Origin of the sequence: Massilia sp. BKSP1R2A-1 (genome assembly GCF_050586525.1) — a bacterium.
Taxonomy (GTDB): Bacteria; Pseudomonadota; Gammaproteobacteria; order Burkholderiales; family Burkholderiaceae_D; genus Telluria.
On the sequence record NZ_JBOBRE010000004.1, the window covers coordinates 301,622 to 326,250 of the forward strand.

General features: G+C 61.5%; 22 protein-coding genes. 15 read left to right on the plus strand and 7 right to left on the minus strand.

The genetic code is table 11. From position 1 onward, the window contains the following. The first annotated feature begins 8 nt into the window (after nt 1-8). From ACQ7JA_RS08825 to ACQ7JA_RS08865, 9 genes are all read left to right on the plus strand, one after another. Nucleotides 9-860 (plus strand): ParB/RepB/Spo0J family partition protein, encoded by an 852-nt coding sequence (locus tag ACQ7JA_RS08825; RefSeq protein ID WP_430896673.1) that lies wholly within the window; start codon nt 9-11, stop codon nt 858-860. Nucleotides 861-870: 10 nt separating this feature from the next. Continuing rightward, nucleotides 871-1,068, plus strand: coding sequence for a hypothetical protein (locus ACQ7JA_RS08830; protein WP_430896675.1), 198 nt, complete (start codon nt 871-873; stop codon nt 1,066-1,068). After that, a complete protein-coding gene (locus ACQ7JA_RS08835) occupies nt 1,065-1,415 on the plus strand; it encodes a hypothetical protein (protein WP_430896677.1) in 351 nt (116 codons plus the stop codon). The genes ACQ7JA_RS08830 and ACQ7JA_RS08835 overlap by 4 nt, the downstream gene beginning before the upstream one ends. Next, the gene (locus tag ACQ7JA_RS08840; RefSeq protein WP_430896679.1) at nt 1,412-2,299 is read left to right on the plus strand and encodes a DUF2303 family protein; all 888 of its coding nucleotides are present in this window, start codon (nt 1,412-1,414) and stop codon (nt 2,297-2,299) included. Before ACQ7JA_RS08835 ends, ACQ7JA_RS08840 begins: the two co-directional genes overlap by 4 nt. Nucleotides 2,300-2,313: 14 nt before the next feature. Continuing rightward, on the plus strand, nt 2,314-2,724 hold the full coding sequence (locus ACQ7JA_RS08845; protein ID WP_430896681.1) for a hypothetical protein: 411 nt from the start codon (nt 2,314-2,316) through the stop codon (nt 2,722-2,724). Between the two features lie 3 nt (nt 2,725-2,727). After that, on the plus strand, nt 2,728-4,488 hold the full coding sequence (locus tag ACQ7JA_RS08850; protein ID WP_430896683.1) for a DNA cytosine methyltransferase: 1,761 nt from the start codon (nt 2,728-2,730) through the stop codon (nt 4,486-4,488). 184 nt (nt 4,489-4,672) lie between these two features. Further along, on the plus strand, nt 4,673-4,927 hold the full coding sequence (locus tag ACQ7JA_RS08855) for a hypothetical protein (RefSeq protein ID WP_430896685.1): 255 nt from the start codon (nt 4,673-4,675) through the stop codon (nt 4,925-4,927). Continuing rightward, a complete protein-coding gene (locus ACQ7JA_RS08860; protein ID WP_430896687.1) occupies nt 4,924-5,175 on the plus strand; it encodes a hypothetical protein in 252 nt (83 codons plus the stop codon). The genes ACQ7JA_RS08855 and ACQ7JA_RS08860 overlap by 4 nt, the downstream gene beginning before the upstream one ends. A gap of 256 nt (nt 5,176-5,431) precedes the next feature. After that, nucleotides 5,432-5,686: a hypothetical protein gene (locus ACQ7JA_RS08865; RefSeq protein WP_430896689.1), complete on the plus strand. Its 255-nt coding sequence runs from the start codon at nt 5,432-5,434 to the stop codon at nt 5,684-5,686. Between the two features lie 298 nt (nt 5,687-5,984). Here the strand turns inward: ACQ7JA_RS08865 and ACQ7JA_RS08870 are convergent, their stop codons facing one another. Then, nucleotides 5,985-6,614: a hypothetical protein gene (locus tag ACQ7JA_RS08870; RefSeq protein ID WP_430896691.1), complete on the minus strand. Its 630-nt coding sequence runs from the start codon at nt 6,612-6,614 to the stop codon at nt 5,985-5,987. A 392-nt stretch (nt 6,615-7,006) separates the two neighbouring features. On the opposite strand from ACQ7JA_RS08870, the gene ACQ7JA_RS08875 reads away from it, so the two are divergent. The 3 genes from ACQ7JA_RS08875 to ACQ7JA_RS08885 all read left to right on the plus strand — a co-directional run bounded on the left by ACQ7JA_RS08875 (nt 7,007) and on the right by ACQ7JA_RS08885 (nt 11,169). Next, the gene (locus tag ACQ7JA_RS08875) at nt 7,007-7,504 is read left to right on the plus strand and encodes an ankyrin repeat domain-containing protein (protein ID WP_430896693.1); all 498 of its coding nucleotides are present in this window, start codon (nt 7,007-7,009) and stop codon (nt 7,502-7,504) included. Nucleotides 7,505-7,633: 129 nt separating this feature from the next. After that, nucleotides 7,634-8,077: a hypothetical protein gene (locus ACQ7JA_RS08880; protein WP_430896695.1), complete on the plus strand. Its 444-nt coding sequence runs from the start codon at nt 7,634-7,636 to the stop codon at nt 8,075-8,077. Nucleotides 8,078-8,748: 671 nt separating this feature from the next. Then, nucleotides 8,749-11,169 (plus strand): hypothetical protein, encoded by a 2,421-nt coding sequence (locus ACQ7JA_RS08885; RefSeq protein WP_430896697.1) that lies wholly within the window; start codon nt 8,749-8,751, stop codon nt 11,167-11,169. A gap of 50 nt (nt 11,170-11,219) precedes the next feature. Here the strand turns inward: ACQ7JA_RS08885 and ACQ7JA_RS08890 are convergent, their stop codons facing one another. Further along, entirely contained in the window at nt 11,220-12,017 is a 798-nt protein-coding gene (locus ACQ7JA_RS08890) for a substrate-binding periplasmic protein (protein WP_430896699.1), read from the minus strand. Between the two features lie 218 nt (nt 12,018-12,235). Here ACQ7JA_RS08890 and ACQ7JA_RS08895 point away from each other — a divergent pair, with 218 nt between their 5' ends. Continuing rightward, nucleotides 12,236-15,556: an MHYT domain-containing protein gene (locus ACQ7JA_RS08895; RefSeq protein WP_430896701.1), complete on the plus strand. Its 3,321-nt coding sequence runs from the start codon at nt 12,236-12,238 to the stop codon at nt 15,554-15,556. Nucleotides 15,557-15,575: 19 nt separating this feature from the next. Further along, complete coding sequence (locus ACQ7JA_RS08900) at nt 15,576-16,568, plus strand: response regulator (protein WP_430896703.1); 993 nt, start codon at nt 15,576-15,578, stop codon at nt 16,566-16,568. 31 nt (nt 16,569-16,599) lie between these two features. Here the strand turns inward: ACQ7JA_RS08900 and ACQ7JA_RS08905 are convergent, their stop codons facing one another. The 5 genes from ACQ7JA_RS08905 to ACQ7JA_RS08925 all read right to left on the minus strand — a co-directional run bounded on the left by ACQ7JA_RS08905 (nt 16,600) and on the right by ACQ7JA_RS08925 (nt 23,502). After that, complete coding sequence (locus ACQ7JA_RS08905; protein WP_430896705.1) at nt 16,600-17,769, minus strand: glycosyltransferase family 4 protein; 1,170 nt, start codon at nt 17,767-17,769, stop codon at nt 16,600-16,602. A gap of 9 nt (nt 17,770-17,778) precedes the next feature. Continuing rightward, nucleotides 17,779-18,879, minus strand: a complete 1,101-nt coding sequence (locus ACQ7JA_RS08910) for a glycosyltransferase family 4 protein (protein WP_430896707.1) — start codon at nt 18,877-18,879, stop codon at nt 17,779-17,781. Nucleotides 18,880-18,914: 35 nt separating this feature from the next. Then, nucleotides 18,915-19,856: a GDP-mannose 4,6-dehydratase gene (locus tag ACQ7JA_RS08915; protein ID WP_430896709.1), complete on the minus strand. Its 942-nt coding sequence runs from the start codon at nt 19,854-19,856 to the stop codon at nt 18,915-18,917. Nucleotides 19,857-19,859: 3 nt separating this feature from the next. Then, a complete protein-coding gene (gmd, locus tag ACQ7JA_RS08920) occupies nt 19,860-20,903 on the minus strand; it encodes a GDP-mannose 4,6-dehydratase (protein ID WP_430896711.1) in 1,044 nt (347 codons plus the stop codon). Nucleotides 20,904-21,189: 286 nt separating this feature from the next. Further along, on the minus strand, nt 21,190-23,502 hold the full coding sequence (locus ACQ7JA_RS08925; RefSeq protein ID WP_430896713.1) for an NADP-dependent malic enzyme: 2,313 nt from the start codon (nt 23,500-23,502) through the stop codon (nt 21,190-21,192). 162 nt (nt 23,503-23,664) lie between these two features. On the opposite strand from ACQ7JA_RS08925, the gene thiL reads away from it, so the two are divergent. Further along, complete coding sequence (gene thiL / locus ACQ7JA_RS08930) at nt 23,665-24,627, plus strand: thiamine-phosphate kinase (RefSeq protein WP_430896715.1); 963 nt, start codon at nt 23,665-23,667, stop codon at nt 24,625-24,627. Nucleotides 24,628-24,629: the final 2 nt, after the last annotated feature.

A 24,629-nucleotide genomic window follows, 5' to 3' on the forward strand; every position in this document is an offset into this window, starting at 1 on the left:
CAAACCACATGGCCTCCTTGAAGGCCGCAGCCGAAGACAAGAGCAATCCTGCCGTATCGAAGACAACTCAGTTTGCTATCGATCCGCGTGCGCTGGAGGTGGAAGAAGGCTTCAATGCCCGCCCGCTGAATCCCGACCACGTGGCCGAGATGTCGCTGGCCCTGCGCAACGGCGCGACCTTCCCGCCGCTAGACGTGCGCGTCGACGATGGCCACATCCTGATCGTGGACGGCCACCACCGTCACGCCGCGGCCCTCGATGCGATCGAGAAGGGCTTCGAGATCAAGGCCCTCGACTGCCGCCAGTTCCGCGGAAACGACGCCGACAGGGTCGCCCACATGCTCAATAGCGCCTCCGGCCTGGCGCTCACGCCGCTGCAGCTGGGCGTCCAGTACCGCAAGCTGATCGGCTTCGGCTGGTCCGAAAAGCAAATCGCCGACCGCCGCGGCAAGACCGTCCAGCACGTGAAGGACATGGTCCAACTCGCCGAGGCGAACAGCGACGTGCACCAGGCGGTGAACGCCGGGCTGATTTCCGGTACCGCGGCGCTCAAGATGGTCAAACAGCACGGCAGCAAGGCCGGTGCGGTAATCCAGGAGGGACTGGAGGCCGCACAGGCGGCCGGCAAGAAGAAGGTCACGCCAAAGGCGCTCGCGCGCACCAGCGGCCCGCGCAAGCCTGCTGACAAATTCATCCTCGCCTGGCTCGTCGCGAACGCACGCGTGGCGGACATCCCAGCGGTCGCTGGCTATACGCACCGCACGCTTAGCCTCGCCATCTCAATCCCGAAGGAGGTCGCCCACAGCGACGACCTGCACACGCTGCTCTCGAACGCAGCTTCCTATAACACCACCACCTGAAAGGACCAGCATGCAGCAGAACACCATCGGTCCCGGCAGCGCCGTCAAGTTCGACAGCGATGCTGGCCCGCAAACCGGAACCGTCCACGAGATCAAGACGGACATCACCAACGGCGCCAAGGTCGCCCTGGTGCGCGTGGCCGGCACCCTTGACGGCGCGCCGTGGCGCGTCCCGGTCAACGAACTGTCACACGCGGAGGCGGCATGAGCACGCGCGCATTCGCCATCTTCCTCCAGGAGTTGCGTGACGGCCGCACCCACACCGAGCTGACCACCCAGCTGGCCGCCTTGCTCGAAAAGGTCAAGGAAACGGGCAAGGGCGGCGAGTTGACGCTCAAGCTGAAGGTAAAGCCGGCAGGCCGCGGTTCGGACGTCGACAAGATCGTCATCGCCGACAGCATCAATATCACGCTGCCGAAACCCGAGCGCGGTGAGGACTTCTTCTGGCTCACCGAAGAAAACGACCTCTCGCGCAACCATCCGCGTCAGCAGTCGCTTGAGTTGCGCGACGCGAAACCATCGCAACCCACCACTTTTAAGGAAGCCGCACAGTGAACGACAACAAGAACGAAACGGCCGGCACGACTGCCCATCTCCACATCGGTAGCCAAGCTGCTGGCGAGCATCTGAACATCGATGCGAGCGCAATCGAGCAGATCGGCGCGCTGTCGCTGGCTGCTTGCGCAGCCCAGGAAGTCGGTGGTACCCCGCACATGGTGATTCCGTCCGATCACAAGCACATCGACCTGACCGCCTTGATCGAGAAAGCCCAATCGGCACCAAACCGCAAGGCAGGCACTGTGCACCTGAGCGATATCGCCAGCTTCAACGTGTTCGTCGCCGACCAGGGGTTGCCGGGCAAGGTCTACATCTACGCCGATCCGGAAGCGCGCACTCTGACCGCCGTGCTCAACGACCACGTCCACGACGATGACGAAGCGGGCTGGCGCGATTACCGCGCCGTATTCAAGGCCGAGCTGAGCCGCGAGTTCACCACCTGGATGAGCTTGAACAAGAAACCGATGGAACAGGAAGACTTCGCCATCCACCTCGAAGACAACATCGCTGATGTCGTCGAGCCGTCGGGCGAGACGCTGCTGCAGGTCGCCCTGACGCTCCAGGCGAAGACCGAGGTCAACTTCAGCAGCCACAAGCGCCTCGACAACGGCCAGGTCCAGTTCGCCTACAGCGAAAACATCGACGCGCGCGCAACCGGCGGCTCGATCGAGATCCCACGCGAGTTCACGATCGGCCTGCGCCTGTTCAAGAACGGCGACGGTTACAAGGTCCGCGCTCGTCTCAAGTACCGGCTGGGCGGTGGCAAGCTCAAGTTCTGGTACGAGCTGGACCGTGCTGAGAACGCGATCGAGGACGCATTCCAGGCCTACATCAACCAGGCGCGCGAGAACGGCTTCACCGTTCTTCTCGGCCGCCCGTAAGCTGCGAGCCCGCCATGCCCCGATTCCACCAGCGCGCCGCATTCCAGCCGAAGGCCAACGTGCCAATGGCGACGGAGAGCCGCGATCGCCTGGCCCTCGAACTGCGCATGGCGGGCGAATCCTTGATCGCCCGGCCTTCTATCGACGCATACAACATGCTCTCGAAGATGCTTGCGGCCTTGAATCGTGCCGGCATGCACGGCGGCCTGCTTGACCCGGGCACGAACATCTTGAACTCCATCTGCGATCGCTATGAGCAGTCGAGCTGCATCACCGTGGAGCCCGAGGAGGCGGAGCAGCTCCGCCAGGCGCTCGCGAACATAGACGCCGGCCTGCATCGAGTTCCTCTGCAGCGCCTGACGCGCGCCGTGGCCGAGGTTGAGGCTTTCTTCACCCTGGTCGAACCTTTCATCAACGACAAGTAGAACATGCCACGCGACGACTTCACCCTACCACTTGGCTTCGGTCACGAACGCATCGCCGACAACTTCGCTGGCGGCGGCGGTGCTAGCGAAGCAATCCGCATGGCCTTCGGGAGGGATCCTGACTTGGCTCTCAATCACGATGGACCGGCGCTGGCCATGCATGCTGCCAACCACCCTACGACGCGCCACTATCGCGAGGATGTGTTCCTGCTCGATATCTTGCGCGCAATCGGCGACGGCCCGCTCGGCGCGGCCTGGTTCTCGCCGACGTGCACGCACTTCTCGAAGGCCAAAGGCTTCAACATCCTCGACCAAAAGACGCGCGGTCTCGCCTGGGTCGTGTGCAAGTGGGGAGTGACTCTCGCGCCGCGCCTGATGTTCCTCGAGAACGTCGAGGAGTTCGAGGGCTGGGGTCCGCTCGACGACGCCGGCCGTCCGATCAAGGCCCATAAGGGCCGCACCTTCAAAGCATTCATCGCCGCGCTGACGACCGGCCTGGCGCCGGATCATCCTGACGTGCCGGAGATCCGCCAAGTCCTGGGAGACGACTTCCCAATGCAGCGCATCTTCGCCGGTCTCGGCTACAAGGTCGAGTGGCGAGTGCTGCGTGCATGCGACTACGGCGCCGGCACCATCCGCAAGCGGCTCTTCATGGTAATGCGCCGCGACCGCATCGCCATTCGTTGGCCGGCCCCCACCCACGGCGACCCGAAGTCGCGCGAGGTGAAGTCGGGCAAGTTGCTGCCGTTCGTGACCGCCGCCGACTGCATCGACTGGTCGATCCCATGCCGCTCGATCTTCGATCGCAAGAAGCCGCTCGCGGATGCAACGCTGCGCCGAGTGGGCCGGGGTTTCGAGCGCTACGTAAAGGATGCGCCGCAGCCCTACATCATCGGCCAGGGCGGACCGCACTACGCAGGCAAGCCAGTACCATCCGACCAGCCGTTGGGCACGCTAACCACCGAGAACCATCGCGCCGTGGTGGTGCCGTCGCTGGTTCAGTACTACAAGAGCGGTGGTCAAAACGTATCGGTCGAACGGCCAATGCCGACCATCGTCACCAAGGACCGCGTCGGCGTTACCTGCGCCTACCTGGCGAAGCACTACAAGGGCGTGGTCGGCGTCGGCGTCGAGCAGCCGCTACCGACCGTGACGACGTCGGACCATAGCTCGCTGATAACCGCGCACCTGATTGGCATCGACAACAAGAGCAACGGCGACCGCGACACATGGGACGTGGCGAAGCCTCTAGGCACGATCGTGACTGAGAACCGCCACGCGGTGGTAACCAGCAACCTAGTCAAGCTGCGTGGCACGAGCACCGCAGCCGCTGTCAATGATCCGCTGGGTACGATCACAGCCAGTGGGCAGCATCATGCAGAGATGCGTACAACGCTGGAGCCGCCAAGCCAATCCGCCACCCGCCGCGAGCAGGTTCGCGCGTTCCTGCGCGAGTATTGCCCGAGCCTGAAGGACGCCGAGCACCCAGAACTGGTGATGATCAACGGCGAGCTGATGGAGGTGGTTGACATCGGGTTGCGCATGCTGGTGCCGCGCGAGCTTGCGAACGCCCAAGGCTTTCGCCGGGACTACATCCTCGACCCGCTTTACACCTACACGAACAAGCGCGGCAAGACCGTCATGAAGCGGCTGACCGGTAGCGACCAGGTGCGCATGATCGGCAACAGCGTGTCGCCGCTGCCGGCCGCTGCCCTGATCCGGGTAAACATCGAGCACGAGCAACTGTTGGCGAGGGCAGCATGAGTTGGGGGACCCCGAGCCGCCTGAGCACGGAGCTCTACCGCGAGCAGACCGCTGCTAAGCCACCGATCAGTCTGCGCCGGAAGCAGGGCCCGTGCGGAAAGGTCGTTACAGCGAAGCAGTTGGTTCAGCAAGGCGGTTGTAACGCCTGCTTTCGAACGGCCAAGCAGCCAGCCGAGGAAGCAGCATGATTGGCCCAGTACCGAGCAACCAGGACACGCCCCTCGATGCGGGCGCATACCGGCATCAAATGCTGCTACTCAGATCCGCGCACTGCGCCCGCCCTGTGCTTTACCAAGACCGCAACCGCTTCATCAACGGGCTATCGCTCTATCAGGACGGTGGGCGGGTCTCGATGACGGTGTACCTGGCCGGCGCCAAGGAAGGCATTGATAGCGGCGAAGTCCAGATTAAACCTGCTACCCCAGGAGCACCCGCATGATCAACACAGAAACTATAAGCGACGTGATGCTACGCGCGCTGCGCAACCTGATCGCCAACGACAGCTACGCCATGACTTTCCAGACGATGGGTCAGTACCGCGCTGCCCTGCTCAGCCATTTCGACAACCTGGTCGATATGCCGAACCACAGTCGGGCCTTTCAACCGCAAGCGTCGATGTTCACCCTGGACGCGAACCAGCAGGATGCAGCACAGGTGGCTGCGCTCGCAAAGCCAGGAGAGGGCTGATGGGCCTGTCTTACATCACCCGCTCGCCGGCCCTATGCGTGCGCTGCAAGCAACCCGAGGGAGCCACGCACTTACCGACATGCCCATTTAAAAGATTCACCACTGGAGATAGTGCGAAAGGTAGTCCAGCATGACCAATAATGAACTACCCTCCTGCAGCCAGGTCAGTCCCGGCTTGGCACGACCTTCACTTCCTTGCCTTGGCCCTGCCGCTCGTTCTGTTGTTAAGTCTGGGTGGGACATTTTTGAGGACGCCGTGAAGCTCGAGCAGCGGCATGCACGCGCTGTCGTCGCAAAGCTGGAGCAGGACGTAAAGCAGGCGAACGCCGACGCCGACATGTACGCCCGCGCATGGGAGCGTGAGTTAGCCCAATACGACGGCAAGATCCGCAATAAGAGACACCATATCGATGCGATGGTCTGCACTACACGCGACCTTATAGCGAAACTGAAAGCCGCTGAGGCGCGCATTTGCGAAATGGAGGTACAGCAACATGAGTACCAGCGATAACGATCTTATTAACCGCTTAGCAGCCGCAGTCGCAGAGCGCATTCGGCCCCAAATCCCGTTTGACTATGAGATATGGGATATTGCAACCATAGCAGCGTGTATGAAGCTGAGCGAAGCTCAGGTGCGGGAGCGTCTAGCACCACAGCCTGACTTCCCGAAAGCAATTCGACTGCCAACCGCTAGCGGCGGGCGGGGACACGCTAGGTACCGGGCCAAGGACGTATGGGCGTGGATGATGAAATATCAAGATAAAAACTAAGCTGCTAAAACGATGGAAGCCACCGAAAGGTGGCTTTACCTATTTTTTAATCACTTTACTTGGCCGATATCTGGAAGCTGGATCTATCGAATAGTTCTGATCGTCGACCGTGACCAAAGCATCGTTTGTGATCCAGAACAACTTCTCCTCGTCGTTTCGTCCTTTTGGTTCTCCCAAAACCGACAGAAGCTTATTCTTTAAGTATGGGGCCTTGTACTTTTCGTGATCGACAAACAGCAATAATGCACGTACGGTTGGCTTTCCTGAGCTCAAATCGAAATAATACGCGACTTGCGTAAAGATAGGGTGATTGGTCTTGACTGACCAAAACAGCCCATGCTTTTGCTTCTGTATTTGTTCTGCCTTAAAAGTTGCCTCAATCTTTGTTGCAGGATCTCCAATTCGGATGAGGTTTAGTCCAACAGGATAAGGATCACCTCTTACGAAGGCATTTGCAGTCAGAGCCAACGCTGTTTCACTCTTTGCAGTTGCCAATCTGCCCTGCAGTTCCTCGATTTCAGCTTGCAGTTTTTCGTTCTTTTCCTTGACTTGAGGATACTCCGCAAGTTGATTTTTCAGTTGCTCAGTATAAGCCGGGACGATGATGTCTTTGACTAGTGCAATGCCAATCAGTAGAGTTGCACTGACAGAGATTGCTGCCACAGCCAAAGGGTGATCCCTCCAGGACGTCGTGGAGGGCTGAGGCTGTGATGGTGTTGAAGGCGTGGGAGGCGTGGGAGGCGGATTGCGGCGTCGAGCCATATCATGTACCGATTCAAGTAACGTTCTGACAGTACAACATTACTCGCGACAATGTCAAAACAGCGTAACTCTGCTGTAATTTCAGTTACGCACAAATTACGCACGACACCGCCAAATCATTGATTTTCTTGTATATTGGATTCCGGCCGGATGTGACCTAGCAGTCTGCTCAAGAACAACACTGTGCCCACCCTCGGTCTAACGCGACTGCTCGGTTGCTGTATTTGCAACAGTGACTTACACTCGGCTATGGTCCGCTGTCGGCCAGAAGCAGACATAGGTCAACGAAGTGACAACAGATGCATAAATCTAAACCTGCTTACGACGCCATCAAAAATGGTCACCTCGACGCTTTAAGAGCTTTCCTGGACAGCGACCCTTCGCTGGTGCATGCAATGACACCTTTTGGTCCGCTCTTGCATGTTGCCGCGCGGCTTGGAGATGAGACGATGATCAATCTGCTTCTCGAACGAGGAGCGGACATCCAAGCTCGTGGCGGCATACTCGGGGGTACGGCGCTTAATGAAGCAGCGTCTGATGCGCGGCTGGGAGCAGTCCAACTGCTTCTCCGTCTCGGGGCTCAGATGGACATAAGTGAGCCAGAGCGTAATCCATTGTTCAGTGCAATCCATAGCGGCAGTTTAGAGATTGTCCGCCTGCTTGTTGAGCGCGGCATTGACACTACGGTGGCGTACACAGGGGAATCCATGAAAAGTATGAACGCGGCAGCCTTTGCGCTAGAGATGGGAAAGACCAAAATCGTTCACTTCTTGCGCACTCGGCTCCAAGAAGTATGAGCCACGCGAACGTCCGCAATGGGTCGGATCCGGTCCTTCGTGACAGTCCGCGACTTTTCGGCCCTGGCCACCTGCTATGCTGAGCTGAACGGCCGGGTTCGGCCAGGAGCGGACGTTACGACAACCATAATGGATCTTTTGATGGAAGACATACCGGTTTCGACTACAGCGATTACAGAAGAAGAGACAAGTCAGTGTCCATGCTGCGGCAGGCCAGTGTATGAGGGCGAAGGCGTTCTGCAGTCTGAAGGTCAGGAACTTGCGCACTACGGATACCGTTGGGCAGAGGGACACGAATCTCGTTTTACCCTCGGCATCTGTGCACTCGATGAGCAAGGCGCAAATGTTGCGGGCCTTGCGGTGGTGTCCGCTCGAAGTGATGGAGAACAGTTGATTTACACAGTGCTAGAACCGGAACAAGCTCCTTGGGGAGATAGTGAAGCATTGGGTAAGGTCCTAACTCGCAAGCAGCTTTTGGAAGAATGGCTGGTGCCGAATCTCTTTGGACTGGTAGACGCAATTGCTGCAAACGAGCCCCGTATTTCATCAAGGATCACAGCCCAGTTCTCATAATACGGAACCTAGTGGTGTCCGCTTTGGGTCGAAAGCGGACCTACACAACGCAACCGCGTACCGCTTTGAAACTTTTACAAAGGCAAGCACAGCTACGCATGAATTACGCACCGACCACCTAACTGTTTGATTTTTCTCAGTTTTGGATTCCGGCCGGAGGCACCATCCCCTAGCAAACACCCCGGCAAAGGCGCTCCGCCTTGCTGTTCTTCCTTCTGCTGTAAACCTTTCCGACATCCATAACGCATAGAATGTCGCTACGTGGATCAATAAAATTTCGTCATGCTCCCGGCACTTCGAGTGCGGACCAACGCGGCAGTCGCATTCAAGCTTATATAAACATCCTCTACGGTTTGCTATCGCCTGTCGGAAAGATTTACAGTGAGCAGTAGCAAATAAGTATCCTGGCTTGGTCGGAGACATGGTGGCCGTAAGCGTCTTCCAGTGAAGTCAACACTTTGCCCCACTGACACCGCCGCATTTTCCTCGCCTTTTTCCGCTTTCGTCAATACACTGCTGCAAATTTAGAATAGTGTGGGAAAGTTTAGATCAAGCACTCACCTCTTGTTACAACGGGGAAGCCACACTGCAACTTGCCGTCAATCAACCACTGTTTCGTAAATATCGATTCGACAGTTGCTTTCAGGCCGCTTTTATTATCCGGAGGGCATATGATTCGTGCACTACAAAAGAAATTGTCACCGCGCAATGCTTTTGGTAGATATACTTCTTCCAAATGGTTTGGAGGAAACATGCCCTTTATTCAAGATAGCCCTTTAGTTGTCTCAATAACAACAAAAATTTTAGACATCGAGACGAATGATGGTCGATTCGAAGGCCTCTGTCGCTCAGCCGTAAGCATTCTTGAAGGAGACGCACAGATTTTAAGCACATCGGCCTCTTGGGACATGGGCAGAGATGGCGTAGGTTTCGGAAAAGCTGAGGGAATCTATGTGTGCGCGAGTTTGCGAGATGACGTTGACGCGAAAGCACTAAGTGATCTTCAACGTCTTGCATTGACTACAAAGCGAGTTAAAAAGGTCTATTTTTGCTCCAGTCACGATCTAAGCGAGCATCGTAGAGACAAGATTGCTACACAATTAGAAAATGAAGTAGATCACAAATTTTCAATTGTTGTATGTGGCAGTCGACAGTTGGCTGAGGCAGCTGCAACAAAGGTTGAAGTACTCAACAGATTCTATGGACCCGAAATTGATGATTGCTTGAAGATCCTAACGGAAGGGGAGGATCAAAGTGCAGACATGCGAGGGCTAAAGCTAGCCTTAGTATCTTTAGGCGAAGATTCGAGCTCTGTACGAGAACATATATATCGCACTGTAGTCTTAGAAATACTGACCCACGAAGGCGCTGTAACAGTTGAGGGACTATCAAAACGCATCTCTGACAGGTTGCACTTGTCCCGACCTTTGGCAAAAGAGGCACTAGTCGCGCCTCTCGGGCAGCTATTAAGCGAGAGGGTAATAAATTTTGACGGACGTTTGTACTCTGCAACCGAGGAAGGATGCGCTGAAATCGCTCGACAAGCACAGGATGTACCTGCTCGGCTGCTGAATGGCCGCAGCCTTATTAGAGAATCAATTGAGAAAGCGATAGGCAGTAAATTAGCGGAAGATCACTTTAACAAAATCTGGAATATTTTTCAAGATCGAATAGTTTCATACTTCATCTCTAGAGGTGAAACGCTCGTTTTTGAGGTAAGTGAGATTATTGGTCTGGATGGCGAACTCCGAAAACCACAAGAATTACGTCCATTCTCTTTTGTTGACGATTTAGCTAACGCCCTTGCGCAAACAAGCTCTTCTCCACAACAACAAAAAGAGATCGAACAGGCAATAAAGGATATTTTTCTAGAGCGAACTGGTCCGGCTGCAGAATGGCTAGTGCGCGTTTGCATGACCTTTGTTGCTGCATGTACTCTGGGTATGGAGCACTCCGCTGGTCATGCAATTGCAAAAGTTCTTCGTAGAACTACTTTGGTCCTCGATACTGATGTAACGATGTCACTATTAGGCGAAGGAGAAACTGACCACGATGCTGTATGCGCAATTGTCACTAGATGGCGGAAGTTAGGCGGAAAAGTTTTAGTCGGCGAACCAGTGTTAGAAGAGACGGCCTATCATGCCTCGATTGCCCAGAACGATTATGAACAGGTCAGACGTTGGTTACCAGGCTCCACTGAGGAACGTCAACAGTTAATTACGAATGTATATGTTCGCTCGTTCGCCCATTTACTCGCGTTAAATGAGGCGAAGCCTCAGCATTGGCGCGCATATTTGGGACAGTATTTAGGCAGTAGCGACTACGACTGGACAAAGGTATTCCGGTTACTAAGTACTGAATATGGAATTGAGAAACTTCCCGCGAGGAGTGCTGCATTCGCCGAACTTGAAGAACGTGTGCGCTCTTATCTGTTCGAGTCTAAACAAGGATCAGCGATCACCGAAGCCTCACTTCGAAACGCGCGCGATAAAGCAAGAAGAGATGCCCAGTTGTATGCGGCAATTGTTTCGCATATCCGCTACCTTCGTGACATGGATATGACTTCCACATGCTTGCTGGTAAGCTCAGCGCGTCGATTAGCAATTGCTGAAAGTCAATTCAAAGAGGCCGCTGAGCCAGAACTCGTTACGTCAATATCCACGATTGTCCAATTACTAACTTTGGTGCCTGATGTTAGTTTGGGCGCTACGGCAATGAGATCATTCCTATTTGATGAAAGACCAACTGGGTTCACGACAGGATTTGAACGTACTCTCGTTCGTATGCTACATGCAAGCGAAGAGGTATTCGTTCCTTGGGCTAAGCGTGGGGTTCTAATGAATGAAGTGCGCGGCAAACTTATGCACAATGCAAAGTTACGCGGTGAAAAATTGTCAACTGACGAACTTGAGAGAAGGGCATTACAAGAGAAAAACCATGAGCAGACTGTGCATCTAATTAAAGAAGCATTTGATGCTGTTGCCTTAGATACAAAAACAGCCAAAGAAAATGCTGAACTTCGGAAACGCGTGAGCGAACTTGAAGATAAACTTCGATTACAACAAAGTCGTGATACGCGAAAACGTAGTTGATATACCTATTCAGTTCGGCGTAACTAATCATGACTGAGGATCACGTATGCCTATTTGATTTTCACATTTAAACTTTCGGTGCCGCTTTTCAAAGGCGGCTCCCAGCCTTCATAACTGCGTTCGATCCTGCGCCCGGTGCCGTCACGCACCATGGCTTCGAAGGACGCGTTCAGGCGCGTGACGAGCTCGTCCGGGACGGCGCGATTGCAGGCCAGGTAGACGCCGATCTCCTTGAAGACCAGCAGCGGCACCACCTGCTTTTCAAAACCCAGGCGCGCCAGCACGCTGCTCTCGCTGCGCATGGCGGCCGCCCACAGGTCGATGCGGCCGGCCATCAGCTTGGGCAGGTTGGACCAGTCGTTCGAGGTCGAATCGATGGTGAAGCCGCGGCTGCGCAGCCAGGCTTCGCGCGCATCGCCGTTATAGGTGCCGATGCGCAGGCTGCGCGCATCGTCGAGACTGCGCAACTGCAGCTTGCGGTCGGCGCGGCCGAGCAGTACCCACTGGGCGATGTCGGTCGGGCCTACCCATTTGAACAGGGCCTCGCGTTCCGGCGTACGGGTGGTCGAGTAGACGCAGGCGTCGGGACGGGTGAGCGCCGCGTGGTAGGCGCGTTTCCAGGGCAGGACGTCGATGTGGTAGTCCACGCCCGCGCGGCGCATGGCTTCGCGTACCTTGTCGGTCGCAATACCGACCACGCGCCCGCCCTCCATCATGCTCGACGGCGCCAGCAGCTCGGTGGTGAGGTACAGGCGTGGCCCCGCCGGGGGGAGCGCGGCGGCGGCCGGCAAGGCTGAGCCCAGGCCGGCCAGCGTGAACAGGACAACTGCGAATCGATTGAGCAACATGGTACCTGCGTGACAGCGTTTCTCGCGACGTTGGAAATAGCATAGCAGTCCGTGCATCTTTTCCATAATGCATGTCACCGACGGTGGCGCTCGCGCGACACAAACGGCTGAAACCCGCATGATTCCTGCCTCAAACAAGACTTTCCCAAACGAAAGTGCGATACTGCGAAGAACTTTCCTGGGCGCATTTTTTTGCCCTTCACGCATAAAGCTGGCCCATGTTGCAATTATTCTCAATCCCGGACGATCCCTCGCTCCTTACCTTCGGCGTCCACGAGCCGCGTTTCGTCCTGCTGTCGGTCCTGATCGCCATCTTCTCGTCCTGGATGGGCCTGCAGATCGCCGGCCAGGCGGCGGCCAGCCGCTCGCACCGGGCCCTGGTGCTGGCCAGCGGCAGCCTGGCGCTGGGCGCCGGCGTCTGGGCCATGCACTTCATCGGCATGCTGGCCTTTAACCTGTGCACGCCGATCAGCTACCACCCGTGGATAACCATCCTGTCGGCGCTGCCGAGCATCGGCGCATCCGCCGTGGCCCTGAGCCTGATCTCGCGCCAGCGTCTGGGTCTGACGGGTCTCCTGATTGGCGGCGTGGTGGTCGGCGCCGGCATCGGCGCCATGCACTATTCGGGCATGGCGGGCATGCAGATGAGCCTGCAGCTGCGCTACGATCCGGCCATGTTCGCGCTGTCGATCGTGGTCGCGGTGGTGCTGGCCACAGTGGCGCTGGGTGTGCGCTTCAGCCTGTCGCGTTTCAAGTCGCTCACCGAATCGCGCCGCCTGCTGCTGGCCGCCATCGTGATGGGCTGCGCCATCGCCGGCATGCACTACACCGGCATGGCCGCCGCGCGCTTCGTCGGCAATGTCGAGCCGGGCGGCCCGGGCTCCTCGAACAGCTCCTTCCTGGCGCTGGCGATCTCGGTCATCACCGTGGCCTTCACCGCCCTGGTGGCGGCCGCCAACGGCCTGCTGCGCTACCGCCAGATGTTCCTCGACCTGCGCGCCAGCGAAGCCTGGATGCGCGCCCTGCTCACCACCACGGTGGACGGCGTGATCACCATTGCACGCGACGGCAGCATCACCGAATTCAATACCGCGGCCGAGCGCATCTTCGGCTGGCGCCGCGAAGACATCATCGGCAAGAGCGCTGCCGTGCTGATCGCCGACGGCGACGATGCTTCGCACGACGGCCTGCTGGGCCTGGTGCGCGACGGCTATACCGACAGGATGGCGGGCAGCAGTGAGCTCATGGGCAAGCGCAAGGACGGCAGCGTGGTGCCGATCCGCCGTGCGATCGGCCATGCGCGCCTGGACAAGCAGGACCTGTTCGTCTGCTTCATCACCGACATCAGCGAGCGCCGCGCCATCATGCAGGCGCTGCACGCGAGCGAGGCCCAGTTCCGCTCCCTGATCGGCAACATCCCCGGCATCTCCTTCCGCTGCACCCTCGAGGGCGACTGGCCGATGGTCTTCATCAGTGACGCGGTCGAACGCGTGACCGGCTATCCACCCGCCGACTTCCTGGGCAGCCAGGCGCGCCGCCGCTTCGGCACCCTGATCCACGCCGCCGACCGCGTGCGCGTGGACGAGGCGGTCGACGCCGCGCTGAAGGAAGGACGCCCCTACCTGGTCGAATACCGCGTGCTGCACGCCGACGGCAGCGTGCGCTGGCTGTGGGAGAACGGCAGCGGCGTGCGCAACGACCGTGGCGAGATCGAATGGCTCGACGGCGTCATCCTCGACATCACCGAGCGCCGCGAGATGGAAGACGCGCTGCGCGACGCCAAGGACAAGGCCGAGCAGGCCGCGGCCGCGCGCGCGACGTTCGTGGCCAATATGAGCCACGAGATCCGCACCCCGATGAACTCGATCCTCGGCTTCACCGACGTGCTGCTCGACGGCGAGCTGGACAAGGAGCAGCGGCGCCACCTCGACACCATCCGCAAGGCCGGCCGCGCCCTGCTGCGCCTGCTGAACGAGATCCTCGACACCGCCAAGCTCGAAAAAGGCGCGGTCGAGCTGGAGCAGAACGACTTCAACCTGCTGTCGCTGATCGACGAGCTCTCTTCGACCCTGGCCGCGAATGCGCGCGCCAAGGGCCTGCACCTCGACATCCACTACGACCCCGCGCTGCCGACCGGCCTGCGCGGCGACGAGCTGCGCCTGCGCCAGGTGCTCACCAACCTGCTGGACAACGCCATCAAGTTCACCCAGCAGGGCACGGTGACCCTGCGCGTGGGCGCGGAAGCGGACCAGCTGTGCATCGCGGTCAGCGACACCGGCATCGGCATCGCGCCCGAGCGCCTGCAGGCGATCTTCGATCCCTTCACCCAGGCCGACGCCTCGATGACGCGCCGCTTCGGCGGCACGGGCCTGGGCACCACGATCAGCAAGCAGCTGGTCGAGCTGATGGGCGGGAAGATCTGGGCCGAATCCGAACTCGGCAAGGGCACCACCTTCCACGTGCGCCTGCCGCTGGTGCTGGCGCGCTTCGTCCAGCAGGCCCCGCGCGTGCGCAGCGCCGCCGTGCTGCCGCCCCTGAAGGTGCTGGCCGCCGACGACGTGCCGCAGAACCTGGAACTGCTGCAGCTCCTGATGAGCCGCCGCGGCCATGCCCTGACCGCCGTCTCCGACGGCGCCGCCGTGGTCGAACAGGCCACCAGCGGCGACTACGACCTGGTGCTGATGGACTTCCAGATGCCGACGCTCGACGGCCTGGACGCCACCCGCGCGATCCGCGCCATCGAGGCCTCGGCCGGCCGCCGCCGCACCCCGGTGATCGCGATGACGGCCAGCGTGCTGGCCGAACACCGCCGTGCCAGCGTGGAAGTCGGCATGGATGGTTTCGCCAGCAAGCCGGTCGACTGGTTCACGCTCTCGCACGAGATCGCGCGCGTGCTGGGCCTGGACCAGCAGTGCGACAAGGACGCGCTCGAGCTCCCGGGCCCGGCGCGCGAAGTGCTGAACCGGCGCGCCGGCCTGCACCGCTGGGCCGACAAGGAAGACGTCTACCTGGAAGCGCTCGAGCATTTCGGCCGCCAGTACGGCGACCTGGCGACCACCCTCAAGCTGCACGCGGCCGGGGGCGCCCACCAGGAGCTGCGCATGCTGGCGCACAAGGTGCGCGGCGTGGCGGCCAACGTCGGCCTGGAACAGCTGTCGGACGCGCTGTCCAGACTGGAACAGGCCACCAACGCGGTGCCGACCGACGACCGGGCGGCGGCCACGGCCCTGGACGCCTCGACTGCGGCGCTCGGCGAAGCCCTGGCGGCGATCCGCTCCGGCAGCCCGCAGCAGCCGACTGCGCCCGATGAGGCCCAGGCGGCCTACGACCTGACGCGCGCCCGCCGCGCCGGCGGTGTCCTGCTGCAGGCCCTGCGCCGCGGCGCCCTCGACGACGCCGCCCTGGCGGGCCTGGCCGCCGCGCTGGCCGGCCATCCGGTTGCGCCGCGCGTGGCCCAGATCCAGGGCGCGATCGGCGACTTCGAATTCGACTCCGCCCTGGAACAGCTGGAAGGCGTGATGGCTACCCTGGGCGAATAAGCTTCATTGAGATAGGCGTATGACCCAACCGAACCACCTCCCGCTGATCCTGGCGGTCGACGACGAGGCCAGCAACCTGCAACTGCTGCGCCAGATCCTGCAGGATCACTACCGCCTGCTGTTCGCCAAGGACGGCGCACGCGCGCTCGAACTGGCGCGCCAGGAACGCCCCGACCTGGTCCTGCTGGACGTGATGATGCCGGGGATGTCCGGCTACGAAGTCTGCACGGCGCTGAAAGCCAATCCGGACACGGCGGCCACGCCCGTGATCTTCGTGACCGCGCTGACCGACACCGCCGACGAGCTGGAAGGGTTCGAGGCCGGCGCCGTCGACTACATCACCAAGCCGGTCAGCCCGCCGATCGTGCGCGCCCGTGTGCGCACCCACCTGTCGCTGGTGCGCACCGAGGAGCTGCGCGCGAGCCGCCTGGAGATCGTGCAGCGCCTGGGCCTGGCGGCCGAGTACAAGGACAACGAGACCGGCCTGCACGTGATCCGCATGAGCCACTTCTCGCGCATCCTCGGCATCGCCGCCGGCATGGGCGAGCTTGAAGCCGACGACCTGCTGCACGCCGCGCCGATGCACGACGTCGGCAAGATCGGCATCCCGGACCGCATCCTGCAGAAACCGGGACCGCTCGACCCGGAGGAATGGAAGATCATGCAGAGCCATGTGACCATCGGCGCCGAGATCATCGGCGAGCACGATGGCGGCATGCTGGAACTGGCGCGCCAGATCGCCCTCACCCACCACGAGAAATACGACGGCAGCGGCTACCCGCGCGGGCTGCGCGGCGACGAGATTCCGCTGGTGGGGCGCATCGTGGCGATCGCCGACGTGTTCGATGCGCTGACCTCGAAGCGGCCGTACAAGAAGGCGTGGACGGAAGAAGAGGCGCTGACCTTCCTGCGCGAGCAGAAGGGCCGGCATTTCGATCCGGCGCTGGTCGACCTGTTCTTGGAGCAGATGCCGGCGGTGCGGACGGTGCAGCAGCGCTGGGCCGAGGCCTGATGTCGTAGGGCGGTCGGCTATGCCGACCACCCTACCGTGCCGGCGGCACGTCCACCAGTCCCATCCCGCTCGCGGCGCTCGAAGGCGCCCGCTTCGCCACCAGCTCCTGGTACAAGGCCGTATACCCCGCCGCCATCTGCTCCGAGGTGAAGATCTCGTGATACCGGGCCTCCGCGCGCGCGCCCATGTCGCGCGCGACTTCCGGGTTCTCCCACAGCGTGCGCATCGCGCCGCGCAGGGCATGGGGATCGGACGGCGGCACCACCAGCCCCGTTTCGCCGTCCACATTGATATAGGTGGTGCCGGTGCCGATCTCGCAGGAGATCATGGGCTTGCCGTACATCGCCGCTTCCAGCAGCGAGATGCCGAAGGCTTCCGAGCGCAGGTGCGAGGGGAAGGCCATGGCGTAGGCCAGGGTGAGCAGGGCCGCCTTGTCCGCTTCTTCCAGCGCCCCGGTGAACATCACATGCTTCAGGCCCAGGCGCGCGGCCTGCTCCTTGAGCGCCATCTCTTCCGGCCCGGTGCCGACGATCACGATCGGATAGTCGAGGCCCTTGGCCGCCTCCAGCAGGATGTGCAGGCCCTTGTAGTAGCGCAGCACGCCAACGAAAAGGAAGAACTTCGGCCCCACCCGCTCGCGCCAGTGCGTCAGGCGGCAGGGTTCCACGGTCGGGTAGGTCGACTTGTCCAGGCCGTAGGTGATGACACGGGTCTTGTCGGGGTAACGCGCCAGCACCGTGCTCGATGCCAGGTAGTTGGGCGAGGCCGCGACGATGCTGTCGACGCTTGCCAGGAAGCGGTGCTTGAGCGGCTGGTAGAGCCGCAGCCAGCGCTTCTGGCGCACGATGTCGGAGTGGTAGCTGACCACGGTCGGCTTGTCCACGCGCGCCATGAAGTGCGCCAGGTCCATGAAGGGCCAGGGGAAGTGGTAGTGCACCACGTCGGCTTCTTGCGCCATGCGCGACAGCGCGCCCAGGGCCTGGACCGAGCAGGCGTTCGAGGCGATCTCGAAATTCAGGGGCATGCGGACCACGGTGTGGCCGTCGAACTGGATCGGGGCCAGGTCTTTCTGGCGCGACAGCGACAGCACGGTATTGCTCACGCCCAGGCGCGTCGTGCCGACGCACAGCTGGCGGATCACCTGTTCGATGCCGCCCACCGAGTCCGGATAGTAGGTCTTGTAGAAATGAAGGACACGCATGTTGGAAGCTTACTGCGAAAGGACGGCGCGGTACACGTCGGCGGTTTGCCGTGCGGTGTCCTGCCAGGTCAGTTGTTCGGCGCGGGCCCGGCCGGCGGCGACGCAGCGGCTGCGCTCTTGAGCGTTGTCGGCCAGGGTGCGCATGGCCTCGGCGAGGGCGCCGGTATCGAGGGGATCGACTTCGAGCGCGGCTCCCCCCGTCACCTCGGGCAGGGAGCTGGCGTTCGAGGCCACCACGGGAATGCGCGCGGCAAAGGCCTCCAGCACCGGGATGCCGAAACCCTCGTACAGGGAAGGAAAGACGAAGACGCCGGCGCCGGCGTAGAGAAGACGCAGATCTTGTGACTCAAGAACCTTGTCCAGCCACACGACGTTCTCGCCGCCGTCGCGGGCGGCGGCCAGGCGCGCAAGAAGTTCCTCGCAGCGCCAGCCGGGCCCGCCGACCACGACCAGGCCGCGCTCTTCGCGCAAGGCCTTGGGCAAGCTGAGCCAGGCATCGAGCAGGCGCTCGACGTTCTTGCGCGGCTGCAGGGTGCCAACGGTGAGGAAATAGCCCGGACGTAGTTTATAGCGCGCGAGCGCCGCTTCGACCGCCTGTGGATCGGCTGGCGCGAGCCATTCCTCGTCGACGCCGTTCGGCACCACGGATATCCGGCGCGGATCGACGCCAAAGTATTCCACCAGTTCGGTGGTGGCGAAGTGCGAGACGGCGATCACGTGGTCGGCCTTGGCGATGGCCTTGCGCTGGAGCCAGTTCTTGGTCCGGCGCAGGCGCGGGCTGCACCACTCGGGATACTTGATGGGCAGGGCGTCGTGCAGGGTCGCCACCACAGGGCAATCCATGCGCACGATGCGGTAGTCGGTGGCGTGGAAAATATCCGCGGGCATGTGCACGCGATGCGCGCCCGGTGTCAGCAGGTCGACCAGGGAGGCGGTTTCGAAGGATCGCGGCAGCGCCTTCCCGATGCTGATGCCCTCCCCGTTCGTGCGGGGACGCGGCCAGGAATAAGGGGCAACGCTGCAGCCTGCACGCGGCAGGTGGCGCAGCAGGGCACGGGTATAGACCCCGATGCCATCGAGGCGGCCCTTGGTCAGGCCCGGTTCGATCATGGTCGTTCCGAGTCCGACGGTAAGACCGCCGGACTTCACGCCAGGTACATCCAGCGCAGCGTCTCGGACAGCGGCGTCGGGTCGAGTTGGCCGATCACGGCGGTCAGCTTGCTGTTGCTGCCCGAAAGCGTGAGCACGTCGTTGGCGCGCACGAAAGCGGGGTTCACCTGCACGTCGATGTGGTAGCCGGCGATCTCGCTCATCATGTCGATCAGGTTGGCCAGCGAGTGCGAGCTGCCCGAACAGACGTTGAAGGCTTCGCCGCCCGGCGCCACGGCCAGCAGGCGCCGGTAGGCGCGCGCCACCATGCGCACGTCGGAGAAATCGCGCGCGATGGCGAGATTGCCCAGCTCGATGCGTTTTTCGTTGCGGCGGAAGTGGGAGACGATCTTCGGCAGCAGGAAATTCTCGGCCTGGCCGATGCCGGTGTAGTTGAACGGGCGCGCGATGGTGATCGGCAGCTTGTCCATCCACAGGCGCGCCATGTATTCCATGGCCAGCTTGGAAACGGCGTAGTCGTTGGCGGGCGCCGCCGGCACGTTCTCGTCGATGACGGGCACGCTGGCGTTGCCGTAAATATTGGCGGACGAGGCCAGCAGCACACTGGTGGGGCGGTGCCGGCCACCCGCCAGCGCTTCCAGCAGGTTGCGCGTGCCGACCACGTTCACGCGGTAGATCAGTTCGGCGTTCGTGTGGGCCACGAAGGCGATGCCGGCCAGGTGGGCGACGACATCGGGCTGCACCTCGTCGACCATGCGCTGCACCGCATCGCGGTCGAGCAGGTCGACCGGATGGATGTCCGGCCCGGTTTCCTCGCCCGGCATCACGGTGCCGATGACGCGGTAGCCGGCGTTGGTCAGCTCCTGCGCCAAATAGCGGCCGGTAAAGCCGCGCAAACCCGTGATGAGCGCGCGGCGCCCCTCGCCTTCCCTCCCGCCGATGAAGGCCGGGATGTCGTCAGTCGCGACGCGTTCCATGATTTAGAACGAGAACCCGATTTCGTTGCGACGCAGGTCGGCGTCGACCATCATCTGGCACAGCTCTTCCAGCGTGGTCTTCGGCTCCCAGCCGAGCACGCGCTTGGCCTTGGCCGGGTCGCCGATGAGCAGGTCGACTTCGGCCGGGCGGTAGAACTTCGGCGACACGCGCACCAGCGCCTTGCCGGTACGGGCGCAGTGGCCGACTTCGTTCTCGCCTTCACCAGTGAATTCGACGGTGATGCCGGCGCCCTTGAAGGCCATGGAGACGAAGTCGCGCACGGTCTCGGTGCGGTTGGTGGCCAGCACGAAGGTGTCGGGCTCGTCGGCCTGCAGGATGCGCCACATGCCTTCCACGTATTCCTTGGCAAAGCCCCAGTCGCGCTTGGCGTCGAGGTTGCCCAGTTCGAGCACGTCGAGCTTGTTCAGCACGATCTTGGCGACCGAGTCGGTGATCTTGCGGGTGACGAACTCGCGGCCGCGCAGCGGCGACTCGTGGTTGAACAGGATGCCCGAGGAACCGAAGATGCCGTAGGACTCGCGGTAATTGACGGTCATCCAGTGCGCGTACAGCTTGGCCACGCCATAGGGGCTGCGCGGGTAGAAAGGCGTCTCTTCGACCTGGGGGATGGCCTGCACCTTGCCGAACATTTCCGAAGTGGACGCCTGGTAGAAGCGGATCTTCGGATTGACGATGCGGATGGCTTCCAGCAGGTTGACGGCGCCCAGGCCGGTGATCGAGGCGGTGGTGACCGGCTGCTCGAAGGAGACGCCGACGAAGCTCTGCGCCGCCAGGTTGTACACCTCGTCCGGCTTGGAACTGTCGATCAGGCGGATGCTGGAGGACAGGTCGGTCAGGTCGTATTCGACCAGGTTCAGATTCGGGTGGGCCTGGATGCCGAGCTCTTCGATACGCCAGAAATTCACCGAGCTGGAACGACGGAAAGTGCCGGTCACGTGGTAACCCTTTTCCAGGAGGATTTGCGCGAGATAGGCGCCATCCTGGCCGGTAATGCCAGTGATCAAGGCTCTTTTGGATGTTTGCATATTCTTGGATTTCTAGAAGATGGTCTCGCAGGCCGCCAGACACAGCAAAGCCCGGATTGTAACAGAGAGGAAGTAGGCATCCCCTTGCACGATAGGAATAGCTGCAATTAATGCAACACTTATACGGACATTATGCCCCGAAACGGCTGGGGTACGTCGCCCGCTTACGGTTTGTTACCGTTGTATTTGTGCGAAGACAAATGGCGACGAATGATGAACAAACGATGACATGTTCGTTTGATGCAACGCAATGGGTGGCCGACGAATATCGACCACCCGTTACAAATTAGCGTTGCGAGACGGCGTCGACCACGCAGAGGGCGGTCATATTGACGATGCGGCGCACCGTCGAGGACGGGGTCAGGATGTGCACCGGACGGGCGCAGCCGAGCAGGACCGGGCCGATCGCGATGCCGTTGCCGGCGGCGCTCTTGACCAGGTTGTAGGAGATGTTGGCGGCGTCGATATTCGGCATCACCAGCAGGTTGGCGTCGCCGGTCAGGGCCGAGTTCGGCATGATCTTCATGCGCACCTTGGCTTCGATCGCGGTGTCGCCATGCATCTCGCCGTCGATTTCCAGGCCAGGCTTGGCCTGTTGCACCAGCGGCAGGACCGCGCGCATCTTCTGGGCCGAGGCGGTGTTGTAGGTGCCGAAGTTCGAGTGCGACAGCAGGGCCGCGCGCGGCTGGATGCCGAAGCGCTCCATCTCCTCGGCCGCCATGACGGTGATTTCCGCCAGTTCGCATGCCGTGGGGTTCTCGTTGACGTGGGTGTCGACGATGGCCAGCTGGCGGTCCTGGGTGATCAGGAAGTTCATCGCCGCGTAGACATTGCTGCCCTCGCGCTTGCCCAGCACCTGGTCGATGTAGTGCAGGTGCATCTGGGTGGTGCCGTAGGTGCCGCAGATCAGGCCGTCGGCATCGCCCTTCTTGACCATCATGGCGCCGATCAGGGTGTGGCGGCGGCGCATCTCGAGCTTGGCCATGTCGATGGTCACGCCCTTGCGCATGCCCAGCTCGTAGTAGGCCTGCCAGTAGTCGCGGTAGCGCTCGTCGAAGTCCGGGTTGATCACGTCCACGTGCTGGCCCAGCTTCAGGCGCAGGCCGAATTTCTCGATGCGTTTTTCCAGCACGGCCGGGCGGCCGACCAGGATCGGACGGGCCAGCTTCTCGTCGACCACCACCTGCACCGCGCGCAGCACGCGCTCGTCCTCGCCCTCGGCGTAGACGATGCGCTTGGCTTCCATCGGCGCCTGCTTGGCGACCGAGAACAGCGGCTTCATGAAGGTGCCGCTGCGGTAGACGAACTGCTGCAGGCTCTCGGCATAGGCCGCGAGGTCGGCGATCGGACGGGTGGCGACGCCGCCGTCCTGGGCCGCCTTGGCCACCGCCGGGGCGATGTGGGTCAGGAGGCGCGGATCGAACGGCATCGGAATCAGGTATTCCGGGCCGAAGGACAGGTTGGCGATGCCATAGGCCGAGGCCACGATGTCCGACTGCTCGGCGTGGGCCAGGTCGGCGATCGCATGCACCACCGCGATTTCCATTTCGCGGGTGATGGTGGTCGCGCCGCAGTCCAGGGCGCCACGGAACATATAGGGGAAGCACAGGACGTTGTTGACCTGGTTCGGGTAGTCCGAACGGCCGGTGGCGATGATGGCGTCGCTGCGCACGGCCTTGACGTCTTCCGGCAGGATTTCCGGGTTCGGATTGGCCAGGGCCAGGATCAGCGGGTTCGGCGCCATCTGGGCAACCATGTCCTGCTTCAGCACGCCGCCTGCCGAGAGGCCGAGGAAGATGTCGGCGCCCGGGATCACCTCGCGCAGCGAGCGGTGCTCGGTCTCTTGCGCGAAGCGTTCCTTGTCCGGGTCCATGAGTTCCGTGCGGCCCTTGTAGACCACGCCGGCCAGGTCGGTCACGAAGATGTTCTCGATCGGGAAGCCGAGGTCGACGATCAGGTCGAGGCAGGCCAGCGCGGCCGCGCCGGCGCCGGAGACCACCAGCTTGCAGTTCTTGATGTCCTTGCCCACAACCTTCAGGCCGTTCAGGATGGCCGCGCCAACGATGATGGCGGTGCCGTGCTGGTCGTCGTGGAAGACCGGGATCTTCATCCGCTCGCGGAGTTTACGCTCGATGTAGAAGCACTCGGGCGCCTTGATGTCTTCCAGGTTGATGCCGCCGAAGGTCGGCTCGAGCGAGGCGATGATGTCGACCAGCTTGTCGGGGTCGTTTTCGTTGATCTCGATGTCGAACACGTCGATCGCGGCGAACTTCTTGAACAGCACGCCCTTGCCTTCCATGACCGGCTTGGAAGCCAGCGGGCCGATATTGCCCAGGCCAAGGACGGCGGTGCCGTTCGAGATCACGGCGACCAGGTTGCCGCGCGCGGTGTATTTATACGAGTTGGCCGGATCCTTGACGATTTCCTCGCAGGGCGCGGCGACGCCCGGCGAATAGGCCAGGGCCAGGTCGCGCTGGTTCAGCAGGCCCTTGGTGGGCGTGACGCTGATCTTGCCGGGGCGGGGAATCTGATGGTATTCGAGTGCCGCTGCACGCAGTTGTTGACGCAATTCTTCTTTCTTGTCCGATGACGAGTCCATGCCGGGCAGCCTTCCTGAAACTAGAGGGGAACCTCCAATTTTATCAGACTGGCAGTTGACAAAGACTACGTATTTTCAACAAGAAGCATTTTGATGCATAAGACTTGCCAATAAGTCAAGCTCATCCATAAGCATTGCTGATAAATCGGTACAATCCGCCCCATGCTTTCCGAATTCGACCTCATCAAGCAGTACTTCAAGCGCGAGCGCCCGCGCCGCGCCGACCTCGGCATCGGCGACGACTGCGCCCTGCTCACGCCCACACCAGGCCGCCAGCTGGCCATCTCCTCCGACATGCTGGTCGAGGACCGCCATTTCTTCAAGGGCGCCGACCCCTTCATGCTGGGCCATAAAAGCCTGGCCGTGAACCTGTCGGACCTGGCCGCCATGGGCGCGCGTCCGCTCGGCTTCACGCTGGCCCTCGCCCTGCCCGCCGCCGATCCCGTCTGGCTGGGCGGCTTTTCGCGCGGCCTGTTTGCATTGGCCGATGCGCACGACTGCGAACTGATCGGCGGCGACACGACCAAGGGGCCGCTCACTATCTGCATCACCGTGTTCGGCGAGCTGGCGCCGGGTCATGCGCTGCGGCGCGACGCGGCGCGGGCCGGGGACGACATCTGGATTTCGGGGACCTTGGGCGATGCGCGCCTGGCCCTGGCGGGGTACTGGAAGGAGCTGGCGCTGCCTGAGGAGGATCACGCGCTCGCGGCCGAGCGCATGCACATGCCGACGCCGCGCGTGGCGCTGGGCCTCGCGCTGGCGGCGCATCCGATCGCCCGGGCGGCGCTCGATATCTCCGATGGGCTGGTGGGCGATCTCGGGCATATCCTGGCGGCGTCGCGTGTCGGGGCGACGCTGGACGTGGATGCCCTGCCGGCGGGGCCTGTGCTGGCGCGGCAGGAACAGGCGCTGCGGCGCAGGTTCACCCTGGCGGGTGGGGACGATTATGAGTTGTGCTTCACGGCGCCGGTGGCGAACCGCGAGGCCGTGCTGGAGGCGGGACGGGCCAGCGGGACGGCGGTGACCCGCGTGGGGCGCATTGAGGGGCAAGCTGGCTTGCGTTTCGTCGATGCGCAGGGGGCGCCGCTCGACATGAAGCTGAGCGGGTGGGACCACTTTAGTTGAAC

Coding starts and splice junctions, on each gene's coding strand:
- ACQ7JA_RS08825 (WP_430896673.1), top strand. CDS start 9: ATGGCCTCCTTGAAGGCCGCAGCCGAAGACAAGAGCAATCCTGCCGTA.
- ACQ7JA_RS08830 (WP_430896675.1), top strand. CDS start 871: ATGCAGCAGAACACCATCGGTCCCGGCAGCGCCGTCAAGTTCGACAGC.
- ACQ7JA_RS08835 (WP_430896677.1), top strand. CDS start 1,065: ATGAGCACGCGCGCATTCGCCATCTTCCTCCAGGAGTTGCGTGACGGC.
- ACQ7JA_RS08845 (WP_430896681.1), top strand. CDS start 2,314: ATGCCCCGATTCCACCAGCGCGCCGCATTCCAGCCGAAGGCCAACGTG.
- ACQ7JA_RS08850 (WP_430896683.1), top strand. CDS start 2,728: ATGCCACGCGACGACTTCACCCTACCACTTGGCTTCGGTCACGAACGC.
- ACQ7JA_RS08855 (WP_430896685.1), top strand. CDS start 4,673: ATGATTGGCCCAGTACCGAGCAACCAGGACACGCCCCTCGATGCGGGC.
- ACQ7JA_RS08860 (WP_430896687.1), top strand. CDS start 4,924: ATGATCAACACAGAAACTATAAGCGACGTGATGCTACGCGCGCTGCGC.
- ACQ7JA_RS08875 (WP_430896693.1), top strand. CDS start 7,007: ATGCATAAATCTAAACCTGCTTACGACGCCATCAAAAATGGTCACCTC.
- ACQ7JA_RS08880 (WP_430896695.1), top strand. CDS start 7,634: ATGGATCTTTTGATGGAAGACATACCGGTTTCGACTACAGCGATTACA.
- ACQ7JA_RS08885 (WP_430896697.1), top strand. CDS start 8,749: ATGATTCGTGCACTACAAAAGAAATTGTCACCGCGCAATGCTTTTGGT.
- ACQ7JA_RS08890 (WP_430896699.1), bottom strand. CDS start 12,017: ATGTTGCTCAATCGATTCGCAGTTGTCCTGTTCACGCTGGCCGGCCTG.
- ACQ7JA_RS08895 (WP_430896701.1), top strand. CDS start 12,236: ATGTTGCAATTATTCTCAATCCCGGACGATCCCTCGCTCCTTACCTTC.
- ACQ7JA_RS08900 (WP_430896703.1), top strand. CDS start 15,576: ATGACCCAACCGAACCACCTCCCGCTGATCCTGGCGGTCGACGACGAG.
- ACQ7JA_RS08905 (WP_430896705.1), bottom strand. CDS start 17,769: ATGCGTGTCCTTCATTTCTACAAGACCTACTATCCGGACTCGGTGGGC.
- ACQ7JA_RS08910 (WP_430896707.1), bottom strand. CDS start 18,879: ATGATCGAACCGGGCCTGACCAAGGGCCGCCTCGATGGCATCGGGGTC.
- ACQ7JA_RS08915 (WP_430896709.1), bottom strand. CDS start 19,856: ATGGAACGCGTCGCGACTGACGACATCCCGGCCTTCATCGGCGGGAGG.
- gmd (WP_430896711.1), bottom strand. CDS start 20,903: ATGCAAACATCCAAAAGAGCCTTGATCACTGGCATTACCGGCCAGGAT.
- ACQ7JA_RS08925 (WP_430896713.1), bottom strand. CDS start 23,502: ATGGACTCGTCATCGGACAAGAAAGAAGAATTGCGTCAACAACTGCGT.
- thiL (WP_430896715.1), top strand. CDS start 23,665: ATGCTTTCCGAATTCGACCTCATCAAGCAGTACTTCAAGCGCGAGCGC.